The sequence below is a fragment of the Aquibium oceanicum genome (genome assembly GCF_001889605.1).
Taxonomy (GTDB): Bacteria; Pseudomonadota; Alphaproteobacteria; order Rhizobiales; family Rhizobiaceae; genus Aquibium; species Aquibium oceanicum.
This window is the reverse complement of sequence record NZ_CP018172.1, coordinates 1-25,286: the sequence shown is the minus strand read 5'-3', so window position 1 is coordinate 25,286 and position 25,286 is coordinate 1. Positions and strand designations below refer to the sequence as shown.

Below are 25,286 nucleotides of genomic sequence, written 5' to 3'. Positions count from 1 at the left end.
TCGTGTCATAGGGACCACTACGCACTTCGCCGCATAGGCCTGCCATCATGTTTCACGAAGCCCCTTCCAGGCGAGCAGGCGCATGGCATTGGCGGTGACCAATACCGTCGCGCCGGTATCGGCAAGAATGGCGGGCCACAGCCCGGTCACGCCGAGAACCGTGGTTACGAGGAACACAGCCTTTAGGCCAAGCGAGAGGGTGATATTCTGGAGGATGTTACGCATGGTGAGGCGCGACAACACCACCATATTGGCGACGTCCTTGACACGGCCATGCAAGACGGCCGCATCGGCTGTTTCCAGAGCAACGTCCGTGCCGCTGCCCATGGCGATGCCGATGTCAGCAGCTGCGAGCGCCGGAGCGTCGTTGATGCCGTCACCGACCTTGGCCACGAACTTGCCCTTCGCGCGCATCTCGCCGACGATCTTCTGTTTGTCCTGCGGCATCAGTTCTGCGCGTGCTTCCATGCCGAGAGATGAGGCTATGGCTTTCGCCGTCCGTTCATTGTCGCCCGTCAGCATAACGGTTTCGGCTCCAAGATCGTGTAGTGCGGCTATACCGGTCTTGGCGTCCTCTCGCGGTTCGTCGCGTATTGCGAAGAGGCCTGCCACCTCCGTTCCGGCAAGCAGCACCGAAACGGTCTTGCCTTCGTCGTTCAGCGCAGCGATTTGCGATAGCAGCCCCTGGTCCAATTTGACCTTTTCGGCCGCGGCGCGCGGTGAAGCCAGAAAGAGCTTCACCGCATCCACTGTCCCTACCACACCCTTGCCGCCAACGGCGCCGGCATCGGTGGCGGCGACGACAGGAACCTTGTCAGCCTCCGCCCTTGCCAGGATGGCAACAGCCAGCGGATGGCTCGATCCGGCCTCAAGGGCCGCTGCGAGCCTCAATACCTCGCGCTCGTCGCGTGCCACACCGATGATGTCGGTGACCTTCGGCTTGCCTTCGGTAAGCGTCCCCGTTTTGTCGAGCGCGACGTAGTTGACTTTGCCCAGATTCTCCAGCACCGCTCCGCCCTTCATCAGGAGACCACGGCGCGCGCCGGCGGATAGCGCCGCGGCGATCGCCGCAGGCGTGGAGATGACCAGCGCGCAGGGGCATCCGATCAGGAGAACTGCGAGTCCACGATAGATCCAGGTGTTCCATTCCGCGCCGGCCAGCAGCGGCGGCAAAATCGCTATCAGTGCAGCCACCACCATTACGCCCGGGGTATAATATTTCGAGAAGCGATCGATAAAACGTTCGGTCGGCGCCTTGGACTCCTGGGCCTCCTCGACCAATGCGATGATGCGGGAAATGGTGTTGTCGGCCGCTGCTGCCGTTACACGCACCCTGAGCACGCCTTCCTGGTTCACAGTGCCGGCGAAGACATTGTCGCCCTGCTCCTTGCGCTTCGGTACCGACTCGCCGGTCACCGGCGCCTCGTCGACCGCGCTTTCGCCGGAGAGCACGACGCCGTCGGCGGGCACACGGTCGCCGGGCCGAACGAGCACCACAGCATCTACCGTCAGGCTTTCAGCGGGAACCGTCTGCGTGGCACCGTCGCGCTCGAGGAGCGCAGTCTTGGGCATCAGTGTTGCGAGCGCCCGTATCGACGCGCGAGCCCGGCCTGTCGCTATCCCTTCAAGGAGTTCACCGACAAGAAACAGGAAGACGACGACGGCGGCCTCTTCGGCCGCATTGATGATGACGGCTCCCACTGCCGCGACCGTCATCAACGTCTCGATTGTGAACGGGCTACCGTTTGCAGCACCGAGCAAGGCGCGTCGCGCAATTGGTATGAGCCCGACGGCCATTGCAACGATGAAGCCCCACGGCTGGGTCTGCGGAAGAACCTGCGAAAGCCCAAAGGCGACGGCCAGCGCGATGCCGCAGATGATCGTCAATTGCGCTTTAGATGTTTTCCACCAGGGTCCGTCCTGCGGCCCGTGATCGTGGCCGTGCATGCCTTCCAGGGCATCAGGCGCCTCGGCAGCGATCCCGCTTCCTGTCAGTGTCTGGTCATGCCTACCATCCGGCCCATGGACATGGTTTGCGGGGGCGGTCGCCGGCTTTTGTCCCGCAGGGGCCATCGGCGCGGCTTTGTAGCCAAGGCTGGTGACCTTGCGGGCAAGTTCGTCGAGGTCAGCCTTGCTCCCGTGCGTGACGGTCATGGTGCCAGCAACAACTGATACCTTCACATCAGTGACATCCGGCATACGGCGCACTGCCGTGTCGATTTTTGCCGCACAGCTCGCGCAATCCATGCCGGCGACGCGAAAGCGGGTCTGTTGCGCGCCAGCCGGCGCAGCCTGCTCGATGTGACCAGCCGCAGGGCGATCTTGTCCTGAATGACCGTGCTCCGCGTGATCGCGATCAGCATGATCGTGCTTGCAATCGGGTCCATGAACATGCCCGGCATGGTCATGATCGGAATGGTCGTGACCGGCGTGATCGTGGTCATGCCCGGCATGATCGTGCTTGCAGCCTGGCCCGTGCGCATGGCCGGCATGATCATGATCCGAATGGTCGTGATCGGCGTGATCGTGGCCATGGTCCGAATGGTCGGACTTTCGGTCTTGACCGGGGGCCGGCTCAGCGGCCGTCGACTTCTTCACCGCACCAAGGCGTGTGGTCTTGTAGCCTAGCCGATTGACCTTTTGGGCCAGTGTGTCGAGATCGAGCTTGTCTCCGTGCTCAACGCTCATGGTGCCAGCAACAACAGACACGTTCACATCTGTGACATCCGGTATTCGTCGGACCGCTTTGTCGATCTTGGCGGCGCAACTTGCGCAATCCATGCCTTCAACCCGAAAGCGGGTGCGGCGTGCTGCAGCGGTCATCTCGATGTCTCCTGTCTCGCAGGGACTAATCCATAGGACCTATAGCAGCTAGAGGGTCAAGGGGCTTTGAGAGATTCTTCGCTACGGCGATGTCGGTTGGTCGCGCGAGGCCGTGCGGGTGAGATATTCCTCCAGAACCTGCGGATACAATTGCACCTTGGCTTCTTCCAGTTGCCGCCTCTGCAATTCTTCGGCCATAGAGCGATGCTGCTGGTTGGTCAGGTACTCCTCGATAAAGGGTTTTGCCTCGTCAAGTGCTAACTGCTGAGGTGAAGTTCGTTCCGTCACTTCCACGATGTAGATGCTGCCTCCCAACTCGAAAGGTTTGCCAACTTTTCCCGGTTCCATGCCTTGTATCGCTTCATGGAATGGGTGGCTCATCAGTTCGCTTAGCGGCTCCCCGCTTTCGCCGATCCAATCAGGGAACTCGCCGCCCTTTGAAGCCGTCTCGACATCCTCGGAATACTCTTGCGCCACCGAGGCAAAGTCCGACGCCGGGACAGCTCCAGTCAGCTTCCGATAGGCTTCTTCTGCACGTTCGCGTGCGCGGTTCGCGTCGGCCTCGCTCGAGCCAAGACCGATACGAACATAACGGATTCTGGACTTCGGAGGACTCACTAGGCGATCGCGATTGTCGGAGTAGAATGCTTGAACTTGCTCGTCGCTGACTTCGATCCGGTCGTCCACCTCCTCTTGCTCCATCATTTGCCGCAGCAGACGAAGTCGCGTTTCGTCGGCAAGGGGTTTGTTTTCGACGTCGAGCAACCTGTCATAAGTGTCCGATACCAGGAGCATGCGATCAATTAGAGCGTTTGCCAAACGTTTGAGGCCCTCTGCTCCTTCGAATTGGTCGCGAAGCGACGCTTCCTCGTATTCCTTGTAGAAATCGCGAAGGCTGTAGCGCTGTCCCTTGATCGTGAAGAGCGTCTTTTCGCCGTTATCCGCGAACCATCGCTGTTCCTTTTGCGCGCTTAACGCTGTCATGATAGTCGGACTCACTTCCGCGAAGCTCTTTGCGCCTGCGGGCATAACTTCCTGAAGGCGGACGACGTAATACGATCCGCCTGCCTGAAACACGCTCGCCAGCTCCCCGGTGACCAGTGCGAAGACGTTTCTGTCCCAATCGGGGCTTTTGCTGCCTTCGGGCACCTCCGCCCGGGATGAAAAACGCACCTTAGGGAATCGCTCTGATGTCGCCTGGAATGTTGCACCGCCTTGGATGCCCAGCAAGGCACTGGCCGCCTCCTGTTGGGCCTTCGGGCCGAATTCTGATACGCTAAACTCCAGTTCATCAACGATGGCGCGGCGTGGCAATCTGAACTGGTCGATGTTCTGTCGGTAGTAGGTCTCAAGCTCCTCCTGGCTCGGAGCAGGTACATCCAGGAGATCGAAACTGCGAGTGATCGATGCGCTCGTTCGCAGCTTCTCTAAATAGTCTTCGACAAAAGCGGGTTCCTGCTCGGCAACCAGGGTCCGCCGTATCTCATCGCGCACCTCGGTAAAGCTGCGTCCTTCATAGCGTGCTTTGTTCTTATCGTAGTATTCACGCATGCTGCTCTCAGAGATTGAGATGCGCTCGGTATGAAGCTGGTCCGCGAAGGATTCGAGATTGAGATTTTCATTTATGTGTTTGATAGCATGTTGGAAGCTCTCGTCGGCTTCCGGCTTGCGATTAGCTGCCCATCGGAGAATTAGTTGATCGGATACGAGGTCTTCGACCGTCTCCAGAAGCATTTCTTGCGACATGGAACCAGGGCTGCTGCCAGTGGGCGACAAGAGCATCTTCAGGTGAGCTTCGATGTCTTCAAGGGTTATCTGTCCCCCTCGAATGTCGCGACTACGTTGGGAGCTGGCGGAGATGGGAGCGCCATGTCGGCGAAATAGTCCGACGAGAAGAAGACGAGCGCGGCGGGGATGGTCGTGATCGCGAAAATGCTCGCCACATACTGGCTCAATGTCGGTCGCCGTGCTGTCGCCGGCTGAGCCTGATCTGAGTCAGCCGTCGGTTCTGTCTCCGACGGTGCGCTTTCCGTGAACTGGCGGGTGAGCTGCTCCGAGCCATCGGGATTCGAATTCGCTGCAGCCGACTCGGAGGCAGGAGGTTCTGGAGAGGCAGTGGCAATTGGTGGACCGGGTGCGATGGTAGCAGCCCGGCTGTCAGCCGACTCTGGAGTTTCGACCGTGCGATCGCTGTCCGGATTCGATGGCTTTCCTCTGAGGCTATCGCGAAAATCGGACCAGATCTGACGCCAACCATCCGCCATGGCTAGCGCGCTGCCTCACCGTTTGTTGGTGCGCCATTCTGAGCGCCATAAAGTCTCAGGTTGAAGCTGCCGCCTCTTGCGGTATCCAGAGCATAAACCTGCACTCTAGGCATGATCTTCTCGATGGTCTCAAGATACATCCGATATCGCGTCACATCTTCGCCGTAGGCTTCCGCGTTCTTTCGGTACTCGTCCCAAAGAAGATCGAACGCGCGTGCCGTTCCGCTTGCGCGCGCCAGAATGGCAGATCGGTAAGCGGCAGCCTGCGCCTTCAGCTGCTGTGCCTGACCCCTGGCTTCCGGGACGAGGCTGTTCGCATATCCTCGTGCCTCATTGATCAGACGGGCCTTTTCCTCGCGCGCGGTATTGACGGCTGTGAAGGCATCCGCGACGTTGGCAGGAGGGAACGCTTTCTGCAGGTCAACGCCGACGATAACGAGGCCGGTCCGATACTGATCCAGACGCGATTGCGTCTCCTCGCGAATGGCTTGTTGCAAGGATTGCCGTCCGCTGGTTAGCAATGCATCAACCGGCAGACGTGTTACCAGCCTGGTGACCGATGCCCGGAGTGCGTCTCGGACGATGCGATATGGAGCGTATTCGACGTTCAGTATGTAGTTGGCTGGCTCGCGCACCTGATACTGCACGATAACTTCTACATCGACAACGTTGGTATCGCCGGAGAGCGCCTGAAGTTTCGCCGGAGGTTCAGGATGTATGTGCTCTTCCTCGGGAGCGCTTATGCCTACTTGCTCACGTCGCACATTGGTAACATCGACGATATCCACGCGATCGATCGGCCAAGGTAGCCGATAGTGGAGTCCTGGTTCAACACTGGGTTGCACAATCGCGCCAAAGCGGCGCACGACCGCGGCTTCTCCAGGTGCAACCGAATAGATACCGGTCAAAGCATAGCCGATAGCGATCAGGATCACCGCACCCACAAGCAAAGGGACGGGCCTTAGGTGGCCGAGAGCGACCTTAAAGTCTGCAAATGCGAACCGCCCGCCCTCCACAATGGCGCGAACTAGGAGCTTCGATTTGATTGCAACATCGCGGGCAATTTTTCCGCTGCCATCGTCCGCCGTCGACGGCGATCTTGATGTTTCTGCCACATCCTCGTCCATCATCTATCGCGCTCCGAATCCACGGTTACGTTTGGCGATCCGGCAGTCGCGGTCGATGATGGAGGAAGTTTCAGAGCGTTTCGTGGATCTAGATACTGAAGAAGTTCGGAATCGGCGGGCAAAATCAACGTCGTGCCTTCATCGATGAACTTGTCGTAGGCCTCAAGCGTTCTGGTGAAGCGGTAAAAATCCTTGTCCCTGCCGAAGGAGCCCGCGTAGATCGCAATCGCCTCCGCATCGGCCGTCCCGCGGATCTCGGCGGATTCGCGGCTCGCGGTTGCGAGAATCTTCGCCTTCTCTGTATCGGCTTCCGCTCGTATGCGGGCTGCTTCTTCCGCGCCTTCCGAGCGAAACTGGCGCGCGATCGCCTCGCGCTCCGAGCGCATGCGCTGGAAGACGCTTGTGAGGTTGGCTTCCGGGAACGTGAGCTCTTTGAGCTGGACATCTGTAACCGTGAAGCCATAGGCGCCCGTGCGCGCTGCAGCCCTCTCCTTCACGGCGTTCAAGGTGTCTAGAAGGCTCGCCTGTGAGGTATCGACTGTGACGAGATTTCCGAGCTCAACCTGTCCTAATGCCGCTCCGAGCTCAGCTTTGATAATGTCGTTGAGCTGTGTGCTGGCGCCGCGTAGGTTGTTGACGTTCTTCAGAAACGCCAGCGCGTCCGTTACTTGCCAGGTGGCATAGGCCTCCACCATAATGTTCTTCTTGTCGCTACTCAGAAATTCCGTTTTTGGTAGGTTGTAGACTTGAATCTGCCGGCTGATTTTTAGAACGCTTTGGATGGGGTCGGGCGCTTTGATATAGAGACCAGGGTCACTGAGCACGCGGACGGGACGCCCAAACTGCGTCACGATCGCGTACTCTGTGGTGTCGACCTGATAGAGGGTCAATGTTGCTGCCAGGAAGCCAAGGCCCAAGACGCCAAGAGCGGCAATTCGAACTGGTTTCATTTCGTAATCGTCCTCGCCCGACCCTATTGCATTGGGGGCAGCAGTTGAGGCTTGCCCGGTTGTGTTATCCAAAGATCCGTCGATTGCGGGATGATCGTCGGGTCCATCACGAATTTCTTGGCGCCCGCCAGCGATTTCTCCACGGCCTCGAGGTAGAGGCGCTGGCGGGTGATATCCGGTGCCGCCGCGTAGGCTTGTCGCCGCGATTCGAAATTCGCGGCATCTCCCGCGGATGTGGCGAGCTTTTCAGCTGCATAGGCTCGCGCAGCCTGCCGCGCGGTGTCGGCGTCGCCGCGCGCGGTCGGCAGAACCTCGTTGCGGTAGGCGAGCGCCTCGTTGACGAAGGTGTTGCGATCTTCCCGCGCGCTCGCGACGTCGCGAAATGCATCAGCCACTTCGGGGGGCGGCGCGCTCTCGAGCAATTGCACGCCGACGACCCGGATCCCCGCAGCATTCCGGTCGAGCGATGCCTGGGTAGCCTTCACGGCTTTTTCCTGTATGGCGGTCTTGTCGACCGTGAGGACAGCGTCAACCGCGTCCTCACCAACGCTCTGGCGCAGGGCTCCCACGCCGGCTTGCAGGACGAGGTCGTCCGGCGCGGATACATTGAGAACGAATGCCGAAGCGTCGCCGACTGAGAACTGAACGCTCGCCCGGACAGAGATGAGGTTCTCGTCGCCCGTCAGCATCTGGAGAGGGCCGGTCTCGATTCGTCTCACCAGATCGAGCGCAACCACGTCGACGGTCTCGATCGGGCTTGGCCAGCGATAGTGCATTCCAGGCCCGGCCTCTTCGATCACCTTTCCAAAGCGCCTCACCACCGCCACTTCCCCAGGCTGGACCGTGTAGATGCCGGTCAAGAAATAGAGAGCTATCAAGGCGAGTGATGCGATAGGAGCATAAATGCGCAACCAGCCGCGGCTATGGAGGTGACCGTGTGCGTCCTCGGCTTCCACGTGCAGCTGCTCACGACGCCGCAGCGCAGTGATCGCAGCAGCGGCGATCTCGAATCCAGAGAGAAAAATCATGACGACGACGATGGCCGCTGCCGCCGTGTCTAGGTTCTCCAGGCCGAGAGCGGCGCCTCCCAAGCCTGCGACAACGACAATCGACGCATATATGTCGACTTGAGAGTGGTAGCCGCTGGCAATCAATGCCGGGGAATCTGTCTGGCGGCCCACATAGAGCTTGTAGCGGGCAATAACGTAGGCAACCACGACGGTAACGAGAGAGGCCAGGGTGATAGGCCCAAGGTTCCTCAAATCGGGAGGGTCGCCTGCAAGGACCTCCCCGACAATGTCCAGCCCGACATAGAAGATCGCCACCGAAACAAGGAGCGCCACCCAATTTTCCACGGCGCGAGCCCCGTGTTGCGCGGCTGCCGCCAGATTCGAACGGCTCAGGAACAGACCTATCAGAACGAACACGCCGATCGCGAGATCCGCGAGGGAATGAATGGCGCTGGACCGGAGCGCCAGGCTTCCGGAAGCTGCTGATAACCAGAACTTGAAAAGGATCAGGAGTCCGTTGATGAGGATCGTAACGAATACGGTGCGCTCTTTACGATCCATCGTCGGTCGACTCTCGCGAAATGGTAACAGGTTCGGCGGCCGCGACCACTCCTTCGGGAGAAACGGCGAGACAAAGGGGGCTGGGTCAACGGCGTCGGAGAACGGCTGATGACATCTCCCCCTGTTCACAACCGAACGGAGAACCACAGTGCTGCGCCGCACATACACGACAGAATTTACAGGAGTTCGTCGCAACCTCGCCCGGTCATGACGGAATTTGTCAGGACAGGACTCTGACACATTCTGCAACACTTTCTGAAGCACCGCCCGTCGGTTGACGCGGAAGCGATCATTCCGGTCCGTTGGTCACCAGCTGACGTTGCCCCCGATCAGCCCTCGTTCATAACTGGACTCTGTTCTCCTTGTGGTCCGATCTGGACCGGGTTGCAAACTCGTTCGGTGTGAGGCCACGCAGGCTCGTGTGCGGCCGATGCTCGTTGTAGTCGATCCTCCATTCTTCGATGGTGCGACGTGCTGCTGCCATGCCACGGAACAGGTGCTCGTTGAGGCATTCGTCGCGGAAGCGGCCGTTCAGGCTCTCGACAAAGCCGTTCTGGGTAGGCTTGCCGGGCGCGATGTAGTGCCACTCGACGCGGTTGTCCTCCTGCCACTGCAGGATCGCGCGCGACGTCAGATCGGTGCCGTTGTCGGACACGATCATCAGCGGCCTGCCGCGCGCCTCGGCAATCGCGTCTAGTTCCCGCGCCACCCGCATGCCCGACAGCGACGTGTCGACCACGAGCGCCAGGCACTCGCGGGTGAAGTTGTCGACCACCACCAGGACGCGGAAGCGCCTGCCATCGGCCAGCATGTCGGAGACGAAGTCCAGGCTCCACCGCTGGTTCGGCCCCTGCGGCAGCATCATCGGCGCCCGCGTGCCCAGCGCCCGCTTGCGGCCGCCGCGCTTCTTCACCGTCAGCCGCTCCTCGCGATAGAGCCGGAACAGCTTCTTGTGGTTCAGCTCGATCCCTTCCCGCCGCAGCAGGATGTGCAGCCGACGATATCCAAACCGCCGCCGCTCAAGCGCCAATTCCTTCAGCCGCACCCGAACGGCAGTGTCGTCCGCACGCCGCGACGCATAGCGGAAGGTCTTCGGATCAAGCCCGACCAGACCGCAGGCGCGCCGCTGCGAGTAGCACTTCTCTTCGATCGCCCAGGTCACGAAGCGCTTCCTTGTCCTGGGCGTCAGAACTTTCCCAGCGCTTCCTTCAGCGTCGCGACATCCAGCATCGATTCCGCCAGCAGCTTCTTCAGCCTGCGGTTCTCGTCCTCAAGGCTCTTCAGCCGTCGCGCGTCCGAGACCTCCATCCCGCCATAGCGGCTACGCCAGTTGTAGAACGTCGCGTCCGATATCCCGTGCTTGCGGCACAACTCCGCCGTCGGGATCCCCGCCTGGTGCTCCTTCAGCACGCCAATGATCTGGTCTTCCGTGAACCGGCTTCTCTTCATCTCCGTCTCCTTTCGACGGAGTCCAGTTCAAACCGAGGGCACGCTAGGGGGCAACGTCACAGCGCATTGAAGCCGGCTACTTGCGTGGCTGGCGAGATCAATGCCTTGGGGCGGCCCCGCGATTGGCGACGTTTGTCCCTACTGGCATCAGGACCCGTACGCAAAGACCGCCGGCTTCGCCGCGGTTTTCCAGTTGGATAGATCCGCCGTGCATGTCCAGAGCCATCTGGGCGATGGCCAGTCCGAGGCCCGCGCCACCGGTGTTGCGGTTCCTTGAGCTTTCAATGCGGTAGAACGGTTGGAATATGCGCTCCAACTCTTCATCCGGGACTCCGGGACCTTGATCGGTGATGCTGATGTCGATCATCCCTTCCCGGACCTTGGCAACCACCTGAGCGCGCTCCCCATATTTGACCGCGTTGTCGATGAGATTGGACAACGCTCGCTTCAAAGCCAGTGGGCGGCATGCAGCGACGATTGTGCCGCAAGGCACAAAGCTGACGTCGTGCCCGATGTCCGACAAATCGCTGCAGATCGCCTCCAACAGGGATCCGATATCCGTTGCCTGCAGTTCCTCCTGCGCGGTGCCCTCCCTGGCAAAAGCCAGCGTGGAGGCAAGCATCGCGTCCATCTCCTCGATAGCCGCGAGGATGCGATGCCGGACCTCGGAATCGTCCAAACTCTCCGCCCGAAGACGAATTGTCGTTAGAGGTGTACGCAAATCGTGGGAGATTGCCCCCAGCATTTGGGCACGCCCTTCGATCGTCTGCAGGACCCGCTTCTGCATGTTGTTGAACGCCCGGGCGGCTTCCCGGACTTCACTCGGACCTGTCTCGGGCAAGGACGGAGCATAGACATTCCGAGCGAACGTGGTGGCGGCGTGCGCAAACAAAGCAAGTGGGCTCGACATCTTCCTGATGGCCCACAGCGAAAGCGCCAACACGATGATCAAAAAGGCCCCGGTGACCGCCAGCTGTCGCTCCCATCCAGGCGCCGAAGCGAGCGGCATCGATGTCGAGAAATTGAGCCTTTGGCCCTCTGACAGCGGAACCGACACCAGGACAGCCTGGTCGCGGTCGTGCCCATAGGCGAGACGACTGAGCCGCGAACCCAGCCACCGGCGCCAGCTATCTGGCGCAAGCGGCGTATTGCCGGGGTTAGCGTCACTTATGTCCACTGATATCGGTTCGTCCGTGCCCGGTCGAACCTGTCGCAACAACAGATCGGCCAGTGTGCTGCTGCTTCTGCCAATAGGTTGAAGCGTGCTGTTGGTGCCGTCCTCAGTTATTCTGACGTTGAACAGGTGGCCATCAGAGGAACGAACAATCCGATCCCTCCACTCGCTTGGAACGTCTGAAACAATATTCGCAATGGACGCAATATGCTGGGCGATGTGTTGCTCTTCAGTGCGCGTCAACGATTCAACTCTATCTTCTGACAGCACGAGGAGGGTGACGATATGCGTCGCGATAAGGCCCGTCACGAGAATGACAACTGTCCGGCCGCTCAGGCTTTTCGGGAGCAAACCGATCATCCACGCGATACCTCGGCTGCAAAAACATAGCCGTCGCCCCACACGGTCTTGAGGATTTGTGGGTCTTGGGGATCCTCCTCGATCTTCCGCCGCAACCTGCTGATCCGGGTGTCGATGCTGCGATCAATGAATTCGGACTCACGGCCCCGGGTCAAATCGAGGAGTTGATCTCGCGTGAGCACGATCTGCGGCCGCTCAACGAATACTTTCAGCAGGTTAAACTCGGCGGTGCTCAAGGAAAGCAGCGCGTCGTTTGTCGATTTGAGAGAGCGCGTCGCCGTATCGAATGTCCAGCGATCGAACCGCCACACGCACGCGGTTTGACCTCGAGCTCCTGCGGGAACGGATCGTGTCCTTCTGAGGACCGCGCGGATCCTGGCCACGAGTTCCCTGCCGCCAAAAGGCTTTGTCAGATAGTCGTCAGCACCCATCTCGAGACCGAGGACGCGATCAAATTCTTCACCTTTCGCGGTTAGCATGACAACCGGAATGTTAGTCGTGGCTCTGAGATCGCGACAAAGGGTGAGCCCGTCCTCTCCTGGCAACATGAGATCGAGAACGACAAGGTCGACACTGCTTTCGATGAGCTGCCGACGCATTTGTCGTCCATCCGCGGCAGCGCTAACACGGTATCCTTCTTTGGCAAGCAGCCCGGCGACCAGGTCTCGAATGTCCTGATGGTCGTCAACCACCAGGATATGACCGTTCAAAACGTCCACTGACACTCAGGTCACTCTCCGATCGCTGTTGAGCACAGGGTGAGCGACGTGTCCGGGTTTCTTGTCCCAGCCGGTCGATAGGTCTCGCTCCAGCTCAGCATACAATCTCAAGGTGCTAGAGGTTCAAGCGCGATCTGGCGTAGGACACCGCGTTAGTTTGACTCACTGGCAAGAGCGAGGAAGAGGAACTATTCCTTCATCGTCCCGACCGTCTTGCGGCTGCAGAATGCTAGATACGCTTTCAAAAAGTAAGCTTCATACGGCGGGTATCGTCGCGATGGCAGTCCTGTGCACGGGGTTTTCCGCAGCATCGTTGGTATCGATGGCTCTCGCGACAACCATGTGGATTGCTGATCTGGCAAACTTCCTGCGCCCGCATCTACTGTTCCTCGCGACCTGCCTGTTTGTTCTTAGCCTAGCCTTCCGCCACGTCGTCGCGGCACTTTTCGGGACACTAGCGCTGCTAAGCGGTTTGTTCCCATTCTTTTTTTGCCACCGCCTGCTAGTGCACAAATCGGTGCGCCGTTGACCGTAGTGACCGCCAATGTCTATGTCGATAACCCCGATCCGGCGGACTTTCTCTCACTCCCATTAGTCTCGGCCGCCGACATCCTGGTGCTTCAGGAGATGACGCCGCGATGGCAGGACGCGTTGGCGGCCAGCGGCGTCTGGCCATTCGAAAGCAGTCGCGACCTGCACGCCAACACGGACATGAAGCTATTCAGCCGATTTCCGATCCTGACCGAGAGAACCGTTTCTCCTGAGAGTGCCGACACGGGCGGTAGGTTTGCCGTCCGCTATGAACTGCTTGTGGGAGGCCGGACCCTCATCGTCTATGCGGTTCATCCGCAGACGCCGAGAAGTCCACGCATGTGGCGCGAGCGGTCGGCCTATCTGCGTGATCTTGCACAGGCGCTCAGGTCGGAACGGCACGACACCCCCGTTGTCGTCGCGGGAGACTGGAACACCGCCTCGTGGTCTCCCTTCTTCAAAAACCTGTTGTCCTCCACGGGTTACAGGACGACTGAATCCCGATGGTGGCCCCTGCCGACCCGATTCAGCATAAGGTTCGGATCGTGGACGCAGCTCGGGACACCAATCGATCGCATCGTGCTGTCGCCGGCGGTGGGATTGGACAGCTTGGCGATGGGGCCAAAATTTGGCTCAAATCACCTTCCAGTCATTGCGAGGCTCACACTTCCATAGGACAGGCCATCGATCCCAACTTCAGGTACGGTGAGCGGATGCATCAAGACGCGCGGATCGGAAGGCGAGCATGCGGCTAAGGCAGACAATCGCCGTTTTGCTTGCGGCATCGCTTGCCGGCGTTTTACCGGCTTTGGCAAAGGCGCCGACGGGAGTGTTCCTGTGGTTTCCAGAGCAAGGAGCAGTACCTTCCTCCGCGGACTGTGATGCGCTCGTGCGGCGCATCAGGCCGTCCCGTGAGAAGGCCGACGCATTGCTTTGGGGCCGAGTGCCGTTCGGTTCGGACATGGAATACTATCTGTTCCTGGATCAAAGGAGGATGGAGACGACCTATGCCGCGGAGGGCGACTACGATACAGGGACGGTCCGTTTCGGCCAGACCCGCGGGGACGAGACAGCCTTCGAGCTCATCCCGGATGACCATCCGACGGTGACGATTGCCGGGAATATAGTCGCGCCCGCGAGCAGCTCGGTCGTCAAGGTCATTCTGCGTAACGTTCCTTCATCCAACGGCGCCGCCGATCGGGTGACCTACTTCTGCCGGTTCGAGGACGACACAGAGGCGTGAGGGCGCCGGGATCAGGCCGTGGACGCAAGAAAGTCAAAGAGCAGTTTGACGTTCAGGGCAGCGATGGCAAAGGCGATGAAGAAGGCGACGGCGACCAGCGCACGGGGCGCCACCAGTTCACCCATCTTTTTCCGGTCGGCCGTGAACATCACCAATGGAAAGACGGCGAATGACAGCTGAAGGCTGAGGATCACCTGAGTCAAGATCAGGAGCTGGGCGGTGCCGCTCTCTCCGTACCAGATTGTGATCGCCGCGGCCGGGATGATGGCGATCGCCCGCGTGATGAGCCGGCGAAGCCAGGGTGGCAGCTTGATATCGAGGAATCCTTCCATGACGATCTGTCCCGCCAGGGTCGCCGTCACCGTCGAGTTTATGCCACAGCACAGGAGCGCGATTCCGAACAAGGTCGGCGCGATGGCCGCACCGAGCATCGGTGCCAGCAAGCTGTGGGCCTGGCCCAATTCGGCGATTTCCGTCCTCCCGGTCGTGTTGAACGTGGCGGCGGCAAGGATGAGGATCGACGCATTCACGCAGAGCGCAAACATCAGTGCGACCGTGGAGTCGATCGTGGCGAACTTCAGCGCTTCGCGCTTTTCCGGCAGGCTGTCGCCATAATTCCTCGTCTGGACGATCCCGCAGTGGAGATAGAGGTTATGCGGCATCACCGTCGCGCCGAGGATGCCGAGAGCGAGGTAGAGCAATTCAGGATTGGTGACGATCTCGGTGGTCGGGGCGAACCCGCGGATGACGTCGCCCCAGTTTGGATCCGCCAGAAGAATCTGAAGCACGAAGCAGACGGCAATTACGGCAAGCAGCGCGATCACCAGAGCTTCGACCCAGCGGAAGCCAAGCCTTTGCAGATAGAGAATGAGGAAAACGTCAAGCGCGGTGATCACGACGCCAATTTCCAGCGGGATGCCAAAGAGCAGGTTCAAGCCGATGGCCGTTCCGATGACCTCGGCGATGTCGGTCGCGATGATCGCGATCTCGGCCAGCACCCACAGGGTACGCGACACGAACTTTGGATACGCATCCTTGCAAGCCTGCGCCAGGTCCCTACCGGACGCGATGGCGAGCCGCGCGCAAAGGGATTGGAGGATGATCGCCATGATGTTTGAGATCAGGGCCACCACGAGCAGGGTGTATCCGAAGCGCGATCCGCCTGCGATCGACGTCGCCCAGTTGCCGGGGTCCATGTAGCCGACGGCGACGAGATAGCCTGGACCGATGAAGGCTGCGGCCCGGCGCCAGGACGAGTGCATGCCCTGCACGGGCACAGACCGGTGCACATCGGACATCGAAGGGGCACTCGACCTGCCCTTCCAGCCGTTGGCGACGTCCGACGTCGGATCGGCCATATTGATCTCATGTTTTGCAGTTGCGACTTATTTGCATTTAAAGTTAGGAAAGCGCTTTTTGCAAGAGGCGCTGGCTGACGTCGCGCCGCAATTCAGAAAACTTTCTGGGATCGTGCGAGAAGCCGACGTTTGGATTTTCGCAGAGGTCGCTACTAGTGTTCGCTCACGCACATGTCGTGGTTGGCGAGAGACCGCAGGACGTAGCAGTGTTTGATCTGGTCGTCGTGGTTGCGGGACGTCATGCGATCAAGCTCCTTCTCGAGAAGACGGAGCTTGGCGATCTTGTTGCGAACGGCCTGAAGCTGCCGGACGGCGATTTCATCGGCATCCACGCAAGGACGGTCGGGATGGGCGCTTAGTTTCAGGAGCTCCCTGATGGCCTCGATTGTGAACCCCAGATCCCGAGCATGCTTGATAAACGACAGGCGCTCTCGATCATGTGATTCATATCGCCGCTGGTTGCCTCCGGAGCGTTCGGCAGCAGCCATCAATCCCATCTGTTCATAGTACCGTATCGTAGGAATTTTGACGCCGGTTGCCCGCGACAGTTCTCCAATCGTCAGCATATGTTCCTCCAGTATCTATAGTTATTATGGCTTAGGATTTCTCCCTGCAAACGCGTTCAATTGCCGCATTGTCCGGCAGCATTGATCACAGGTTTGCCCAGATTGTGCTCAACCAAGGGGCAGGCACTGGATAGGGGACAATTGCTTGTGAATAGAGCACTTTTGACGGCGGCGCTGGCAATCTTCGTCGTGGCCACGCAGGTGGAGGCTTCCGACGGTGTACAAGATCATGGCAAGCCACCGCCGATTTTGACGGTCGAGCACGCGGAGATCCTGGTGGCAGAGAACGAGGACGACGGCGCTGAAGGCTATCTCACAATCTGGAATGGCACCAACCAGCAGATCAGCCTAGAGGCGATCCGAAGCGATGCATTCGGCAAGATCTCCATCTTGCGAACCGAAATGAGTTCGGGCCGGACCAGCACCGGGCCAGTGGAAGGAATTGTTCCTGTGCCGGGACACGCCGAATTGACGATGCGCCCTAGCGGCATTCGCTTGCTCCTGGAGGATCCCCTGCCCCGAACTGACAGGTTGGCTGACAGCCGCTTTACACTGGTATTCGAAGGCGGCCGGGAACTAGAGGTTACCGCCAATGTCGTCCAATCTCGCGATCAGTTGACGCTACATCATCACGGCCAGGGAGACGTCGCCACTGACTGATCGCGTATGCGTTCCCCATCGGTGAATCAAACATTGAAGCGGCGCATAAAATTTTCAGATAGTTCTCCCTTAATTTAACCCACTGATTTTCCATCGTTTTGAGGCTTATCCTGTATCTGTTTCCCAACACTACGGGGAGACGGTTCAATGATGCGCTTTGTTGTTTGCGCCCTGGCGCTTGGGATGTCATGCGTCATGGCGTCAGCCAATGCCTTTCACTTCAATCCGACACAGCCCACCCGAGCCAGCAATATGATTACATTCGGGACGACCACCATGCCGGTCGGATACTACGAGTATTGCAGGCGCTACCGGAGCGAGTGTGCCCGGTCACCGGAAGGCTCGATGATCAAGCTTACGAAGCCGAGATGGCGGGAGATCGTCTCGATCAACGCGGATGTGAACACTGCGGTCGCTCCGCTTACCGACATGGAGATCTTCGGCGTCGAAGAGCGATGGGAATACCCGACAACCGTGGGGGATTGCGAGGACTATGCCCTTGAGAAACGCAAACGCCTGAACGAGATGGGCTATCCTTTGGGAGCTCTCTTGTTGACGGTCGCCCGTGATGCCAAGGGCGGAGGACACGCGGTCCTGACGGTGGTCACGGATCTCGGTGACTTTATCCTGGACAATCTGGAGCAGAAGGTCCTCCTGTGGAAGGACACGGAAATCTATTATCTTAAGCGCCAGTCTGGAGAAGACCTGAATCGCTGGGTCAGCCTGGTGAATGAGGACGAGCTTCTGATTTCCTCAGGCAGGAAGTACGCGCCTTCCGCGGCGGCCGCCAGCGTAAACAGATAGACCGCAGTGCCGCCGTATAGCATCTCAAGATTGTTATGACCGAGCCCGACGCACACCAGTCGGAACACCGAGGACAGTACCAAGTAGGCGATCGGTACGATTAACGTAAAGCAGGCCAAGCGAAAAATCATCGAGAAATGGACCGAATTGAACGCTAAGTCGGTCCACCTTCTCACCGATAGGGGCTGTCGGCCACTCAAGCGTGGGTGATTGGACCGTTACCCAGTTCGGAGGATGATTGAGTTTCGTTCGTCTCAGTCCGAACGTGACTGAAACTTATCCAGTACACGGCAACGACGAACGTCACCAACAGCACGCACAGCACCCAGTTCATACGCCGTCTTTTGCGCGCAAGGAGCAGGGACTCCTGGGGAGGAAGGCATTCCAGTGCTTCCGGCATGGCTATGTCTGCTTCTCTTTGTATCCGAAGTGAGTTTCCTCCACGCCAGAACGTTATTCAACAGCCCCACGAGCTTCAGCCGGTGCGGTTCTTTGACGCTTGCCGATACCAGAATGATAGGAGGCAGCGCATCGAGCGCCCGCGCCTTGATGTCACGTTGTCAGATCGTTGATCATAAAACAACCTGCTCGGTCAAGAGGATCAGAGGAGGTCGTGACCCATGGAGCATCGCTCGCGCAAACGCTGGCCCGTGATGGCCAGCGCCGGAATATTGGTCGCCATGACAGGTCTCGTCGCATATTCACCTACCCTCTACCGAATGTTTTGCGACCTGACAGGTTATGGCGGGACGGTCCAACGATCGGTCGATGGATCGATGCCGACCGCGACAAGCAACGAGACGGTCAAAGTGTTTTTCGATGCAAATGTCGCGCCGGACCTTCCCTGGGAGTTTCGCCCTGAGCAACGAAGCACAGAGACAAAATTCGGTGTACCCACCAAGGTCTATTACTACGCAAAAAATGTTTCTGATGAAACGGTCGTCGCACGGGCCACATTCAACGTCACGCCGTATCAGACGGCTCCGTTCTTCTTCAAAATCGAGTGCTTCTGTTTCACGGAAGAGAAGCTGGGGCCGGGTCAGAGTGCGCGGATGCCTCTGGTTTTGTATCTCGACGAGCAAATGCTGAAGGATAAGGATGCCCGGAATTTCCGTGAAGTGACGCTGTCTTATACCTTCTTTCGGCAGAAGAACCTGTCACCGCAGGAGATCGAAGCAGCACGGAATCTTTCGAAGGGGTCCGACGAGACGGACGAACGCCTGACGACCTCCTCAACTCAGGAGTTTGATAATGACGCACCGAGAAGATAGTCCGACGCAAGCGCGGCCATCTCAGCGCCGGGAACGGGGTTGGCCAAACGTGGCATCGGCGTTCGAGCCTTGGCCGCGGATCGGCAGATCGCTGGCTTCGGGGGCCATTCTGGCGGTTTTCGCCGCAAGTGGCGCGGCCGCCCACAGCTATAAGCTGGGCCAGATTTCGATCGGCCACGTCTGGTCGCCACCGCCGGCGGAAGGAGACGACGGCGTACCGGTATATGGCGCCATTCTCAATGAAGGGAGGATGGAAGCACAGTTGACAGGGGCGGAAACATCCGTCGCCGAGATCGTCAGGTTCCGTGTCGATGCGGATGGCGTGGAACGTTGGCCCACCCGCATAACGCTGAGCCCGGGTAAGCCGCTGGGTCTTGCCCCATGGCGCGAGCATATCTGGATTTCCGGACTGAAGAAGCCGCTAAGACCCGGCGACACGTTTCAATTGAAACTCGAGTTTGGAGAAAAGGGAAAAATCGATACAATGGTTATTGTCGAGGACGAGGCTGGCCACTAAACTGATTGACAAACAGGATATCGCCAGCTCGCAGACTTATTACCGTCTGTAGTATATCGCCACATTCACCGATGCATTGTCTCTCGCGGGCAACCTCTCATCCCTGTGATTCTTTGCCGCGCGGAAATTCGTTGGCGGAAACGTCATTTTAACTATGATGGCCGGACTCTGCGAAGCGCTGCCGGAAATCAGTACGTGCAGATGAATATGGTTATCGATGACGATCACAGCCGTCAGAACAGGGGGGATTGCGCTGCTTGCGCTCTTTTTGAGCGCATGCGTTTCGACCGTTCTCGACGTTGACGGCAAGGCAACCCAGGCAATCCCGGCGGCACTCGTGGCGGAAATGTCGCGCAAATCCATGTCGGCTTCCGCGCCGATCCTCGTACGGATTTTCAAGCAGGAGAGCGAACTTGAGATATGGAAACGGGATCGCAGCGGCAGATACGCCCTTCTCAAGGTTTACCCGATGTGTCGCTGGTCCGGAAAGCTCGGCCCGAAAAAGCGGGATGGGGACCGTCAGGCTCCTGAAGGATTCTATCATGTGTCCGCGGAATGCTGAATCCGAACTCCCAATACTATCTGTCTTTCAATCTTGGTTATCCGAACAAGCTGGAAGCAGCGCTCGGCTATACGGGGGAGGCGCTCATGGTCCATGGCGCCTGCTCGTCGTCCGGGTGTTTCGCACTGACGGACGAAGGCGTTGGCGAGATCTATACCGTCGCGCGCGAGGCCCTGAAAGGTGGCCAAGGGACGTTCCAGGTCCAGGCGTTTCCGTTTCGGATGACGCCACAGAACATGGCTAAATACAGGAACGATCCGAACTTTTCGTTTTGGTCGGACTTGAAGCTGGGCTACGACATTTTCGAGGTCACACGGCGGCAACCGAAGGTTTCCTATTGCGAACGACGCTACTTCTTCGACAGAGAGTTCGAAGGTGGAGAGCCACGGGATCCTTTGACGGCATGTCCGCCAGCACTGAATGCTGCTGATCCGTTGGTCGCCGGACGGCAGCAATCCGATCGCGTCGCTATGGACGATCTTCTTTCGACCGGCAGCGTGCTTTCGGCACATGCCTATGCCGATGGAGGCATGCATCCGAGCTTCCGCAAGCTGCTGGAACGGGGCGGGCAGTCCGCTCTCGCCAAGCGGACCTCGCTGACATCGGTGCCGATCAGCCGTCCCGAAGCCGCACTGGCCGACCCTCACTCGCCAAATGAGTGACGCGATGGGACGGACACTGCTCGCTCTCCTGATGCTATGTTTCGTCAGTCTCCACGCTGCGCTGCCGACGGCTGCGGCGGGCGAGGAGGAGTCGTTCAGGCAGGGCTCAGTCCTGATATATATCGAGACTGACACCGACGACGATGGCGCTCCCGCTTCACTTGGGGCTGCCGCGAAGTGTCATGATGGCTGCAACTGGCTTGCCGCATGGCACGCACCTGCTTTTTGCGAGATACATGCTTCTCCTCTGGAGACGCCTGCCGGCGCTGGCCCTCCGGGGATTGTTGCCCTGGTCGTCCCACCTCCCCGATAGCCTCACGAAGAGGCGAAAACGATCGCCGTCGCACCATCCGGCAGTTCCGTCGACGTGGTGTGCTCGATGGGTCGTTGCTTCATATGAGCAGCGTCTGCACCGCAGGCGCTCGACCCTGATGATACTATTGCGAGCATAACAAGTGACCCAGACACAAGTACGCGTACGATTTTCCCGACGGCAGATTCTCAGGCTCGGCGCGGCGGCAGCCGGTGGGTTCGTCCTGCCTGCCTGCTCGACCACCGGCAACGAACCGGCAGAGCCGGTGCAGATCAAACCTGCGGAAGATCGATCCTACCTTTCCATCTATCGCGCCATGCCGGAAGAAGATTTCCCGATCCCGGCCGTTGACCTGTCCAAGGTCAACAAGCGCTTCTACAGGCAGCTGGTCGACGACCCCACCGGTGAGCGCCCCGGCACGATCGTCGTGGATACGAGAAATTTCTTTCTCTATCTCGTCCGGCCGGGTGGCAAGGCGATGCGCTATGGCGTTGGTCTCGGCCGTCAGGGGTTCGAATGGTCGGGTGACGGCGTGATCCAGTGGAAGCAGCGGTGGCCGAAATGGACGCCTCCCGCCGAGATGATTGCACGCCAGCCGGAACTGGGGAAGTGGAGCGCGGAAAACGGCGGCCAACCGCCTGGCCTCAACAATCCGCTTGGCGCGCGAGCGCTGTACATATTCCAGAATGGCGAAGACACACTTTACCGTCTTCACGGAACACCCGAATTCTGGACCATCGGCAAGGCGGTTTCGAGCGGCTGCGTCCGGTTGATGAACCAGGACATCATCGACTTGTACGACCGCGTCGCAACGCCAACCCCCATCATTGTCCGGGCCGGCACAGGCGCACTTTTCTAGCGAGAGGCCCCTTGCCTCTCAAGGGGCTAGAGCTTGCATAACGCCGTCCTCACGAAAGGACCCAAGATGAAACGTCGCAATTTGATTTTCGGCATGGCTGCCGTCGGTATGTCTGCCACATATCCAGCCCTGCTTGCCGCCCAGCCAACGAGGGAAGCCCTGCTGGCACCGGGACCGCTGCCGGAGAAGAGTTTCGGGCCGGACGACGCGTCCGTTACCATCATCGAATACGCGTCTCTGACCTGCCCCATTGCCGCACCTTTCATGTAAATGTGTGGCCCGAGCTCAAGAAAAAGTATGTCGATACGCGTCAGGTCCGCTTCATCATGCGGGAGTTTCCCTTTGATCCGCGGGCCTCGGCAGGCTTCATGCTTGCGCGGTGCGTCAGCGACGACAAATGGTACCCCACCATCGACCTGCTCTATCGGACTCAGGACAATTGGGCGCGGGTGTCAGACGGCACAGCCGCGCTCAAATCCGTCATGGGCATGACCGGAATGGGCACCGCCGACTTCGAGAAATGCCTTCAAGACCAGGCTGCTCGAGAAAGTCACAGCCGTTGCCGAAGGGGGCCGATCCTTCGGCGTCGATTCACGCCCACTTTCTTCATCAACGGCCAGATGCAAAAGGGCGCGCTCAGCATCGAGCGCTTCAGCGAGATCATCGATCCGCTGGTAGCCGCCGCCAGGCAATAGGGAGGTTCTCATGATCGGCTGGACCAAAACAGGAACCGGAAAAGCGGCATTTTGATCGGCACGACAATCGTTTCGTTGTCGCTTTTGCTCGGCTCGGTCGCCGAGGCGCAAGACTCGAGCGTCGTCGGCCGCGTCAACGGCCAGGACATCACTGCAGACGATCTTGCCATTGCCGAGCAGATGTATTCCAGCAGCTCGGACAGATGCCCGATGATGCGAAACGCTCGATGCTGGTGGACGCTCTGATCGAGCTCAGATTGGTCGCGGAGGCCGCGCGTAAGGCCAACGTCGCCGACCAAGAAGCATACAAGCGGCAACTGGCCTTCTTCGAGGCGCAAACTTTGCGCTCGCTTTTCCTCGAGCAGCGCGTCGCCGCGGCGGTGACAGATGAAGCGGTGAAGGCGGCCTATGACGAACAGGTAGGGAAGATCCCACCTGTTCCGGAGCGCCGACTTCGCCACATATTGCTTCGCAGCCAGAGCGATGCCGTCGAGGTCATTGAGGCACTAAAGGGGGCAAGGCCTTCGCGGAGTTGGCGCAGGAGCGCTCTGTGGACGAGGTCTCCAAGATCAAGGGCGGAGACCTCGGCTTTGTGGCGGAAGGCCAGGTCGTGCCGGAGATCGACGCGGCGGCGGCGAAACTGCAGCCCGGCGAATTCACGCAGTCACCCGTTGCGAGCGCCTTCGGCTTCCACGTCGTTCTGGTTGAGGAGACACGCAATCGGCCTGCCCCAGCTTTCGAGGCCGTCGCACCGCAGGTTCGGCAAGCACTCGAAGCCACGGAGGAAAGACGAATCATTTCCGAGCTTCGGGCGGCCGCGAAGGTGGAGAAGCTTGTTCCGGATGTCGCGCCGCCAGAAGGAGACGATGGCCATGAGCATTAGTTCCGAGGAAATCGGGGATGTTCGGTCGCCTCTCGGGATTGGTCGACGGACTTTTTTCCTTGGCATGTTCACCTTGCTGGCGGCACCCGGGCAGGCTTTGGCGAACGGGGCGCAACGCAAGTTCGTGCTCGAGGAGCGCTTCCTTCCGCAAGTCGTAAGGACACCCTATGACTATCTGGCCGGAACGATCGTCGTGGTTCCGCGCGAGAGATTTCTCTATCTGGTCGACGGTGCGGGCTTTGCGCGTCGCTATGGCATTGGTGTCGGCAAGGCAGGCCTGGCGTTTTCGGGTTCGGCGATCATCGGCAGGAAGGCAAAATGGCCGTCATGGCGTCCAACCGACAATATGATCCGCCGCGATCCCAAGAAATATATGCCGCTATGCTGGCGGCGTGCCAGGGGGGCCGAACAACCCATTGGGGTCACGGGCTCTCTACCTTTATCGTAACGGCCGCGACACGCTCCCGTATTCACGGAACGACCGAGCCTTGGACCATCGGCAAGGCTGTTCCAACGGCTGCATCAGGATGGTGAACGAGCATGTTGAGGATCTTTACGAGCGTGTGCCCGTAGGAGCCCAAGTCGTCGTTGTCTGATGGAAAGACCTGTCTTAGTGATCGGAGCCGGACAGGCGGGGCTCGCAGCCGGGTATCACCTGAAGAATGCCCGCGTGCCGTTTGTCATCATCGACAGTCATCGTCGGGTGGGAGACAACTGGCGGTGCGCTACGACTCGCTCACTCTGTTCACGCCACGCCAGTTCAGCGCCCTACCGGACTGGACCTGGCGGGCAACCGGGAACTTTATGCGAGCCGCGACGAGTTCGCCGACTATTGAAGCATATGCGACACGTTTCCGACTGCCGATCCAGCTTGGTCGACGTCTGATCCGCCTCTCGAAGGCTGGAGACGGTGGATTTGAAGCTGCGTTGGACGATGGATCGCGTATCAGTGCCAGCGAGGTGGTCGTCGCGACCGGAGCGTTCCAGGTCGCGCTTGTGCCGAAGGTCGCGGCGCAGTTCGGACACGAGGTGCTCCAGCTGACCACCGAAACCTACCGCAATCCGAATCAGCTGCCCGACGGTCCGGTCCTGGTGGTCGGAGATGGAGCAAGCGGACGGGATATCGCTGTGGAAGTGCGACAAAGGCAGCCCGCCATGCTGGCGACGGGCAAGCCTCGCAAGCTCTTTCCCGAGCGAGTGCTTGGCAAGTCGATCTGGTGGTGGCTCAACCTGTTTGGCGTACTGAGAGCCCCGCGGAGTCGCGGATTGGCAGAAAGCTTAGACAATCCGATGCGTTTCCTGACCGTGACCGGAGCATCGAGAGCCTGGCGAAGCGCGGCATCCGGGTGCTGCCACGCCTCATTGAAGCAAGCGGCGAAGCGGCCCGGTTTGCCGACGGCGCGGCGGCGGACGTCCGGACTGTTATATGGGCTGTCGGCTATCGGACGACACAACCTGGCTCGATATCGAAGATGCGAAGGGGCCTGACGGAGCTTTCCTGCACGAAGCCGGTATCTCGCCGGTGAAAGGCATCTACTTTGTCAGCCGGCCATGGCAACGCAATCGAGCATCGGCGTTGATCATGGGAGCCGGGTCGGACGGAGAAATTATTGTCCAACGATTGCTGTCGGACAGGGCAAAGCCATCATCAAGCGTCGAAACACCGCTTTCAAGGTGCTTCGACGCTTTTCTTCCTAGAGATGGGAGCTTGCAAGTCGTCTCCGGATGGTCGCCTGCTGCCAGCCACAGTTGCTTGGCGCAATCCGGCATGGATCAAGCCGCAGGGACGTCGGCAAGCAGCTCGTCAAACAGCTTTTTGCTTTTGGCGGATGCTTGACTGCCCTGGCTTCATCCAGGTTGCTTGGCGCCCCGACGGCGATAAGCATCACCATCCCCATTCCGTAGTGCGGCACACATTTTACGCC

General features: G+C 59.3%; 24 protein-coding genes and 3 pseudogenes. 16 read left to right on the top strand and 11 right to left on the bottom strand.

Going from position 1 to position 25,286, the window contains the following annotated elements:
* Positions 1 to 45: 45 nt before the first annotated feature.
* The 8 genes and pseudogenes from BSQ44_RS25415 to BSQ44_RS25375 all read right to left on the bottom strand — a co-directional run bounded on the left by BSQ44_RS25415 (position 46) and on the right by BSQ44_RS25375 (position 12,437).
* Entirely contained in the window at positions 46 to 2,823 is a 2,778-nt protein-coding gene (locus BSQ44_RS25415; protein WP_072608304.1) for a heavy metal translocating P-type ATPase, read from the bottom strand.
* Positions 2,824 to 2,904: 81 nt separating this feature from the next.
* Entirely contained in the window at positions 2,905 to 4,599 is a 1,695-nt protein-coding gene (locus tag BSQ44_RS25410) for a peptidylprolyl isomerase (RefSeq protein WP_235633471.1), read from the bottom strand.
* 490 nt (positions 4,600 to 5,089) lie between these two features.
* Positions 5,090 to 6,217, bottom strand: a complete 1,128-nt coding sequence (hflK, locus tag BSQ44_RS25405; RefSeq protein WP_072608303.1) for an FtsH protease activity modulator HflK — start codon at positions 6,215 to 6,217, stop codon at positions 5,090 to 5,092.
* Positions 6,214 to 7,164, bottom strand: a complete 951-nt coding sequence (gene hflC, locus BSQ44_RS25400; RefSeq protein ID WP_072608302.1) for a protease modulator HflC — start codon at positions 7,162 to 7,164, stop codon at positions 6,214 to 6,216. The genes hflK (BSQ44_RS25405) and hflC overlap by 4 nt, the downstream gene beginning before the upstream one ends.
* Positions 7,165 to 7,187: 23 nt before the next feature.
* Complete coding sequence (gene hflK / locus BSQ44_RS25395; protein WP_072608301.1) at positions 7,188 to 8,735, bottom strand: FtsH protease activity modulator HflK; 1,548 nt, start codon at positions 8,733 to 8,735, stop codon at positions 7,188 to 7,190.
* 340 nt (positions 8,736 to 9,075) lie between these two features.
* Positions 9,076 to 10,184, bottom strand: a pseudogene (locus BSQ44_RS25390) (IS3 family transposase).
* Positions 10,185 to 10,281: 97 nt separating this feature from the next.
* Entirely contained in the window at positions 10,282 to 11,718 is a 1,437-nt protein-coding gene (locus BSQ44_RS25380) for an ATP-binding protein (protein WP_072608298.1), read from the bottom strand.
* The gene (locus BSQ44_RS25375; RefSeq protein WP_072608419.1) at positions 11,715 to 12,437 is read right to left on the bottom strand and encodes a response regulator; all 723 of its coding nucleotides are present in this window, start codon (positions 12,435 to 12,437) and stop codon (positions 11,715 to 11,717) included. Before BSQ44_RS25375 ends, BSQ44_RS25380 begins: the two co-directional genes overlap by 4 nt.
* Positions 12,438 to 12,663: 226 nt before the next feature.
* On the opposite strand from BSQ44_RS25375, the gene BSQ44_RS27650 reads away from it, so the two are divergent.
* The 3 genes from BSQ44_RS27650 to BSQ44_RS25365 all read left to right on the top strand — a co-directional run bounded on the left by BSQ44_RS27650 (position 12,664) and on the right by BSQ44_RS25365 (position 14,211).
* On the top strand, positions 12,664 to 12,966 hold the full coding sequence (locus BSQ44_RS27650) for a hypothetical protein (RefSeq protein ID WP_235633470.1): 303 nt from the start codon (positions 12,664 to 12,666) through the stop codon (positions 12,964 to 12,966).
* Between the two features lie 5 nt (positions 12,967 to 12,971).
* Positions 12,972 to 13,643, top strand: coding sequence for an endonuclease/exonuclease/phosphatase family protein (locus BSQ44_RS25370; protein WP_235633480.1), 672 nt, complete (start codon positions 12,972 to 12,974; stop codon positions 13,641 to 13,643).
* A gap of 70 nt (positions 13,644 to 13,713) precedes the next feature.
* On the top strand, positions 13,714 to 14,211 hold the full coding sequence (locus BSQ44_RS25365) for a hypothetical protein (protein ID WP_072608297.1): 498 nt from the start codon (positions 13,714 to 13,716) through the stop codon (positions 14,209 to 14,211).
* An 11-nt stretch (positions 14,212 to 14,222) separates the two neighbouring features.
* Here BSQ44_RS25365 and BSQ44_RS25360 read toward each other — a convergent pair whose 3' ends face one another.
* Both BSQ44_RS25360 and BSQ44_RS25355 read right to left on the bottom strand, forming a co-directional pair.
* Positions 14,223 to 15,569 carry an Nramp family divalent metal transporter gene (locus BSQ44_RS25360; protein ID WP_072608296.1) on the bottom strand — a complete coding sequence of 449 codons (1,347 nt, stop codon included), beginning with the start codon at positions 15,567 to 15,569 and terminating at the stop codon, positions 14,223 to 14,225.
* 152 nt (positions 15,570 to 15,721) lie between these two features.
* Positions 15,722 to 16,135 (bottom strand): MerR family transcriptional regulator, encoded by a 414-nt coding sequence (locus BSQ44_RS25355; protein ID WP_072608295.1) that lies wholly within the window; start codon positions 16,133 to 16,135, stop codon positions 15,722 to 15,724.
* Between the two features lie 162 nt (positions 16,136 to 16,297).
* Here BSQ44_RS25355 and BSQ44_RS25350 point away from each other — a divergent pair, with 162 nt between their 5' ends.
* The 8 genes and pseudogenes from BSQ44_RS25350 to BSQ44_RS25320 all read left to right on the top strand — a co-directional run bounded on the left by BSQ44_RS25350 (position 16,298) and on the right by BSQ44_RS25320 (position 22,478).
* Positions 16,298 to 16,795 (top strand): copper chaperone PCu(A)C, encoded by a 498-nt coding sequence (locus BSQ44_RS25350; protein ID WP_235633469.1) that lies wholly within the window; start codon positions 16,298 to 16,300, stop codon positions 16,793 to 16,795.
* 147 nt (positions 16,796 to 16,942) lie between these two features.
* The gene (locus BSQ44_RS25345; protein WP_072608294.1) at positions 16,943 to 17,599 is read left to right on the top strand and encodes a transglutaminase-like cysteine peptidase; all 657 of its coding nucleotides are present in this window, start codon (positions 16,943 to 16,945) and stop codon (positions 17,597 to 17,599) included.
* Positions 17,600 to 18,219: 620 nt separating this feature from the next.
* Positions 18,220 to 18,870, top strand: a complete 651-nt coding sequence (locus BSQ44_RS25340; protein WP_072608293.1) for a cytochrome c oxidase assembly protein — start codon at positions 18,220 to 18,222, stop codon at positions 18,868 to 18,870.
* 49 nt (positions 18,871 to 18,919) lie between these two features.
* Positions 18,920 to 19,387 (top strand): copper chaperone PCu(A)C, encoded by a 468-nt coding sequence (locus BSQ44_RS25335; protein WP_072608292.1) that lies wholly within the window; start codon positions 18,920 to 18,922, stop codon positions 19,385 to 19,387.
* 217 nt (positions 19,388 to 19,604) lie between these two features.
* Positions 19,605 to 20,611, top strand: a pseudogene (locus BSQ44_RS25330) (L,D-transpeptidase family protein).
* A gap of 455 nt (positions 20,612 to 21,066) precedes the next feature.
* Entirely contained in the window at positions 21,067 to 21,783 is a 717-nt protein-coding gene (locus BSQ44_RS25325; protein ID WP_235633468.1) for a L,D-transpeptidase, read from the top strand.
* Between the two features lie 66 nt (positions 21,784 to 21,849).
* Positions 21,850 to 22,053 carry a hypothetical protein gene (locus tag BSQ44_RS27100; protein ID WP_157894697.1) on the top strand — a complete coding sequence of 68 codons (204 nt, stop codon included), beginning with the start codon at positions 21,850 to 21,852 and terminating at the stop codon, positions 22,051 to 22,053.
* Positions 22,054 to 22,055: 2 nt separating this feature from the next.
* Positions 22,056 to 22,478 carry a thioredoxin domain-containing protein gene (locus tag BSQ44_RS25320; RefSeq protein WP_157894696.1) on the top strand — a complete coding sequence of 141 codons (423 nt, stop codon included), beginning with the start codon at positions 22,056 to 22,058 and terminating at the stop codon, positions 22,476 to 22,478.
* 8 nt (positions 22,479 to 22,486) lie between these two features.
* On the opposite strand, the gene BSQ44_RS27645 is transcribed toward BSQ44_RS25320, so the two are convergent.
* Positions 22,487 to 22,939, bottom strand: a complete 453-nt coding sequence (locus BSQ44_RS27645) for a hypothetical protein (RefSeq protein WP_235633467.1) — start codon at positions 22,937 to 22,939, stop codon at positions 22,487 to 22,489.
* Between the two features lie 89 nt (positions 22,940 to 23,028).
* Here BSQ44_RS27645 and BSQ44_RS27640 point away from each other — a divergent pair, with 89 nt between their 5' ends.
* The 5 genes and pseudogenes from BSQ44_RS27640 to BSQ44_RS25305 all read left to right on the top strand — a co-directional run bounded on the left by BSQ44_RS27640 (position 23,029) and on the right by BSQ44_RS25305 (position 24,849).
* Entirely contained in the window at positions 23,029 to 23,361 is a 333-nt protein-coding gene (locus BSQ44_RS27640; protein WP_235633466.1) for a peptidylprolyl isomerase, read from the top strand.
* Positions 23,345 to 23,809: a L,D-transpeptidase gene (locus BSQ44_RS27965; protein WP_418202151.1), complete on the top strand. Its 465-nt coding sequence runs from the start codon at positions 23,345 to 23,347 to the stop codon at positions 23,807 to 23,809. Before BSQ44_RS27640 ends, BSQ44_RS27965 begins: the two co-directional genes overlap by 17 nt.
* Positions 23,754 to 23,957: a L,D-transpeptidase gene (locus BSQ44_RS27960; RefSeq protein WP_418202150.1), complete on the top strand. Its 204-nt coding sequence runs from the start codon at positions 23,754 to 23,756 to the stop codon at positions 23,955 to 23,957. The genes BSQ44_RS27965 and BSQ44_RS27960 overlap by 56 nt, the downstream gene beginning before the upstream one ends.
* Positions 23,957 to 24,040, top strand: a pseudogene (locus tag BSQ44_RS27955) (hypothetical protein); the annotation flags it as partial. The gene BSQ44_RS27960 and the pseudogene BSQ44_RS27955, both read left to right, overlap by 1 nt.
* A 41-nt stretch (positions 24,041 to 24,081) precedes the next feature.
* Positions 24,082 to 24,849, top strand: a complete 768-nt coding sequence (locus BSQ44_RS25305; protein WP_235633465.1) for an NAD(P)-binding domain-containing protein — start codon at positions 24,082 to 24,084, stop codon at positions 24,847 to 24,849.
* Positions 24,850 to 25,286 lie beyond the last annotated feature (437 nt).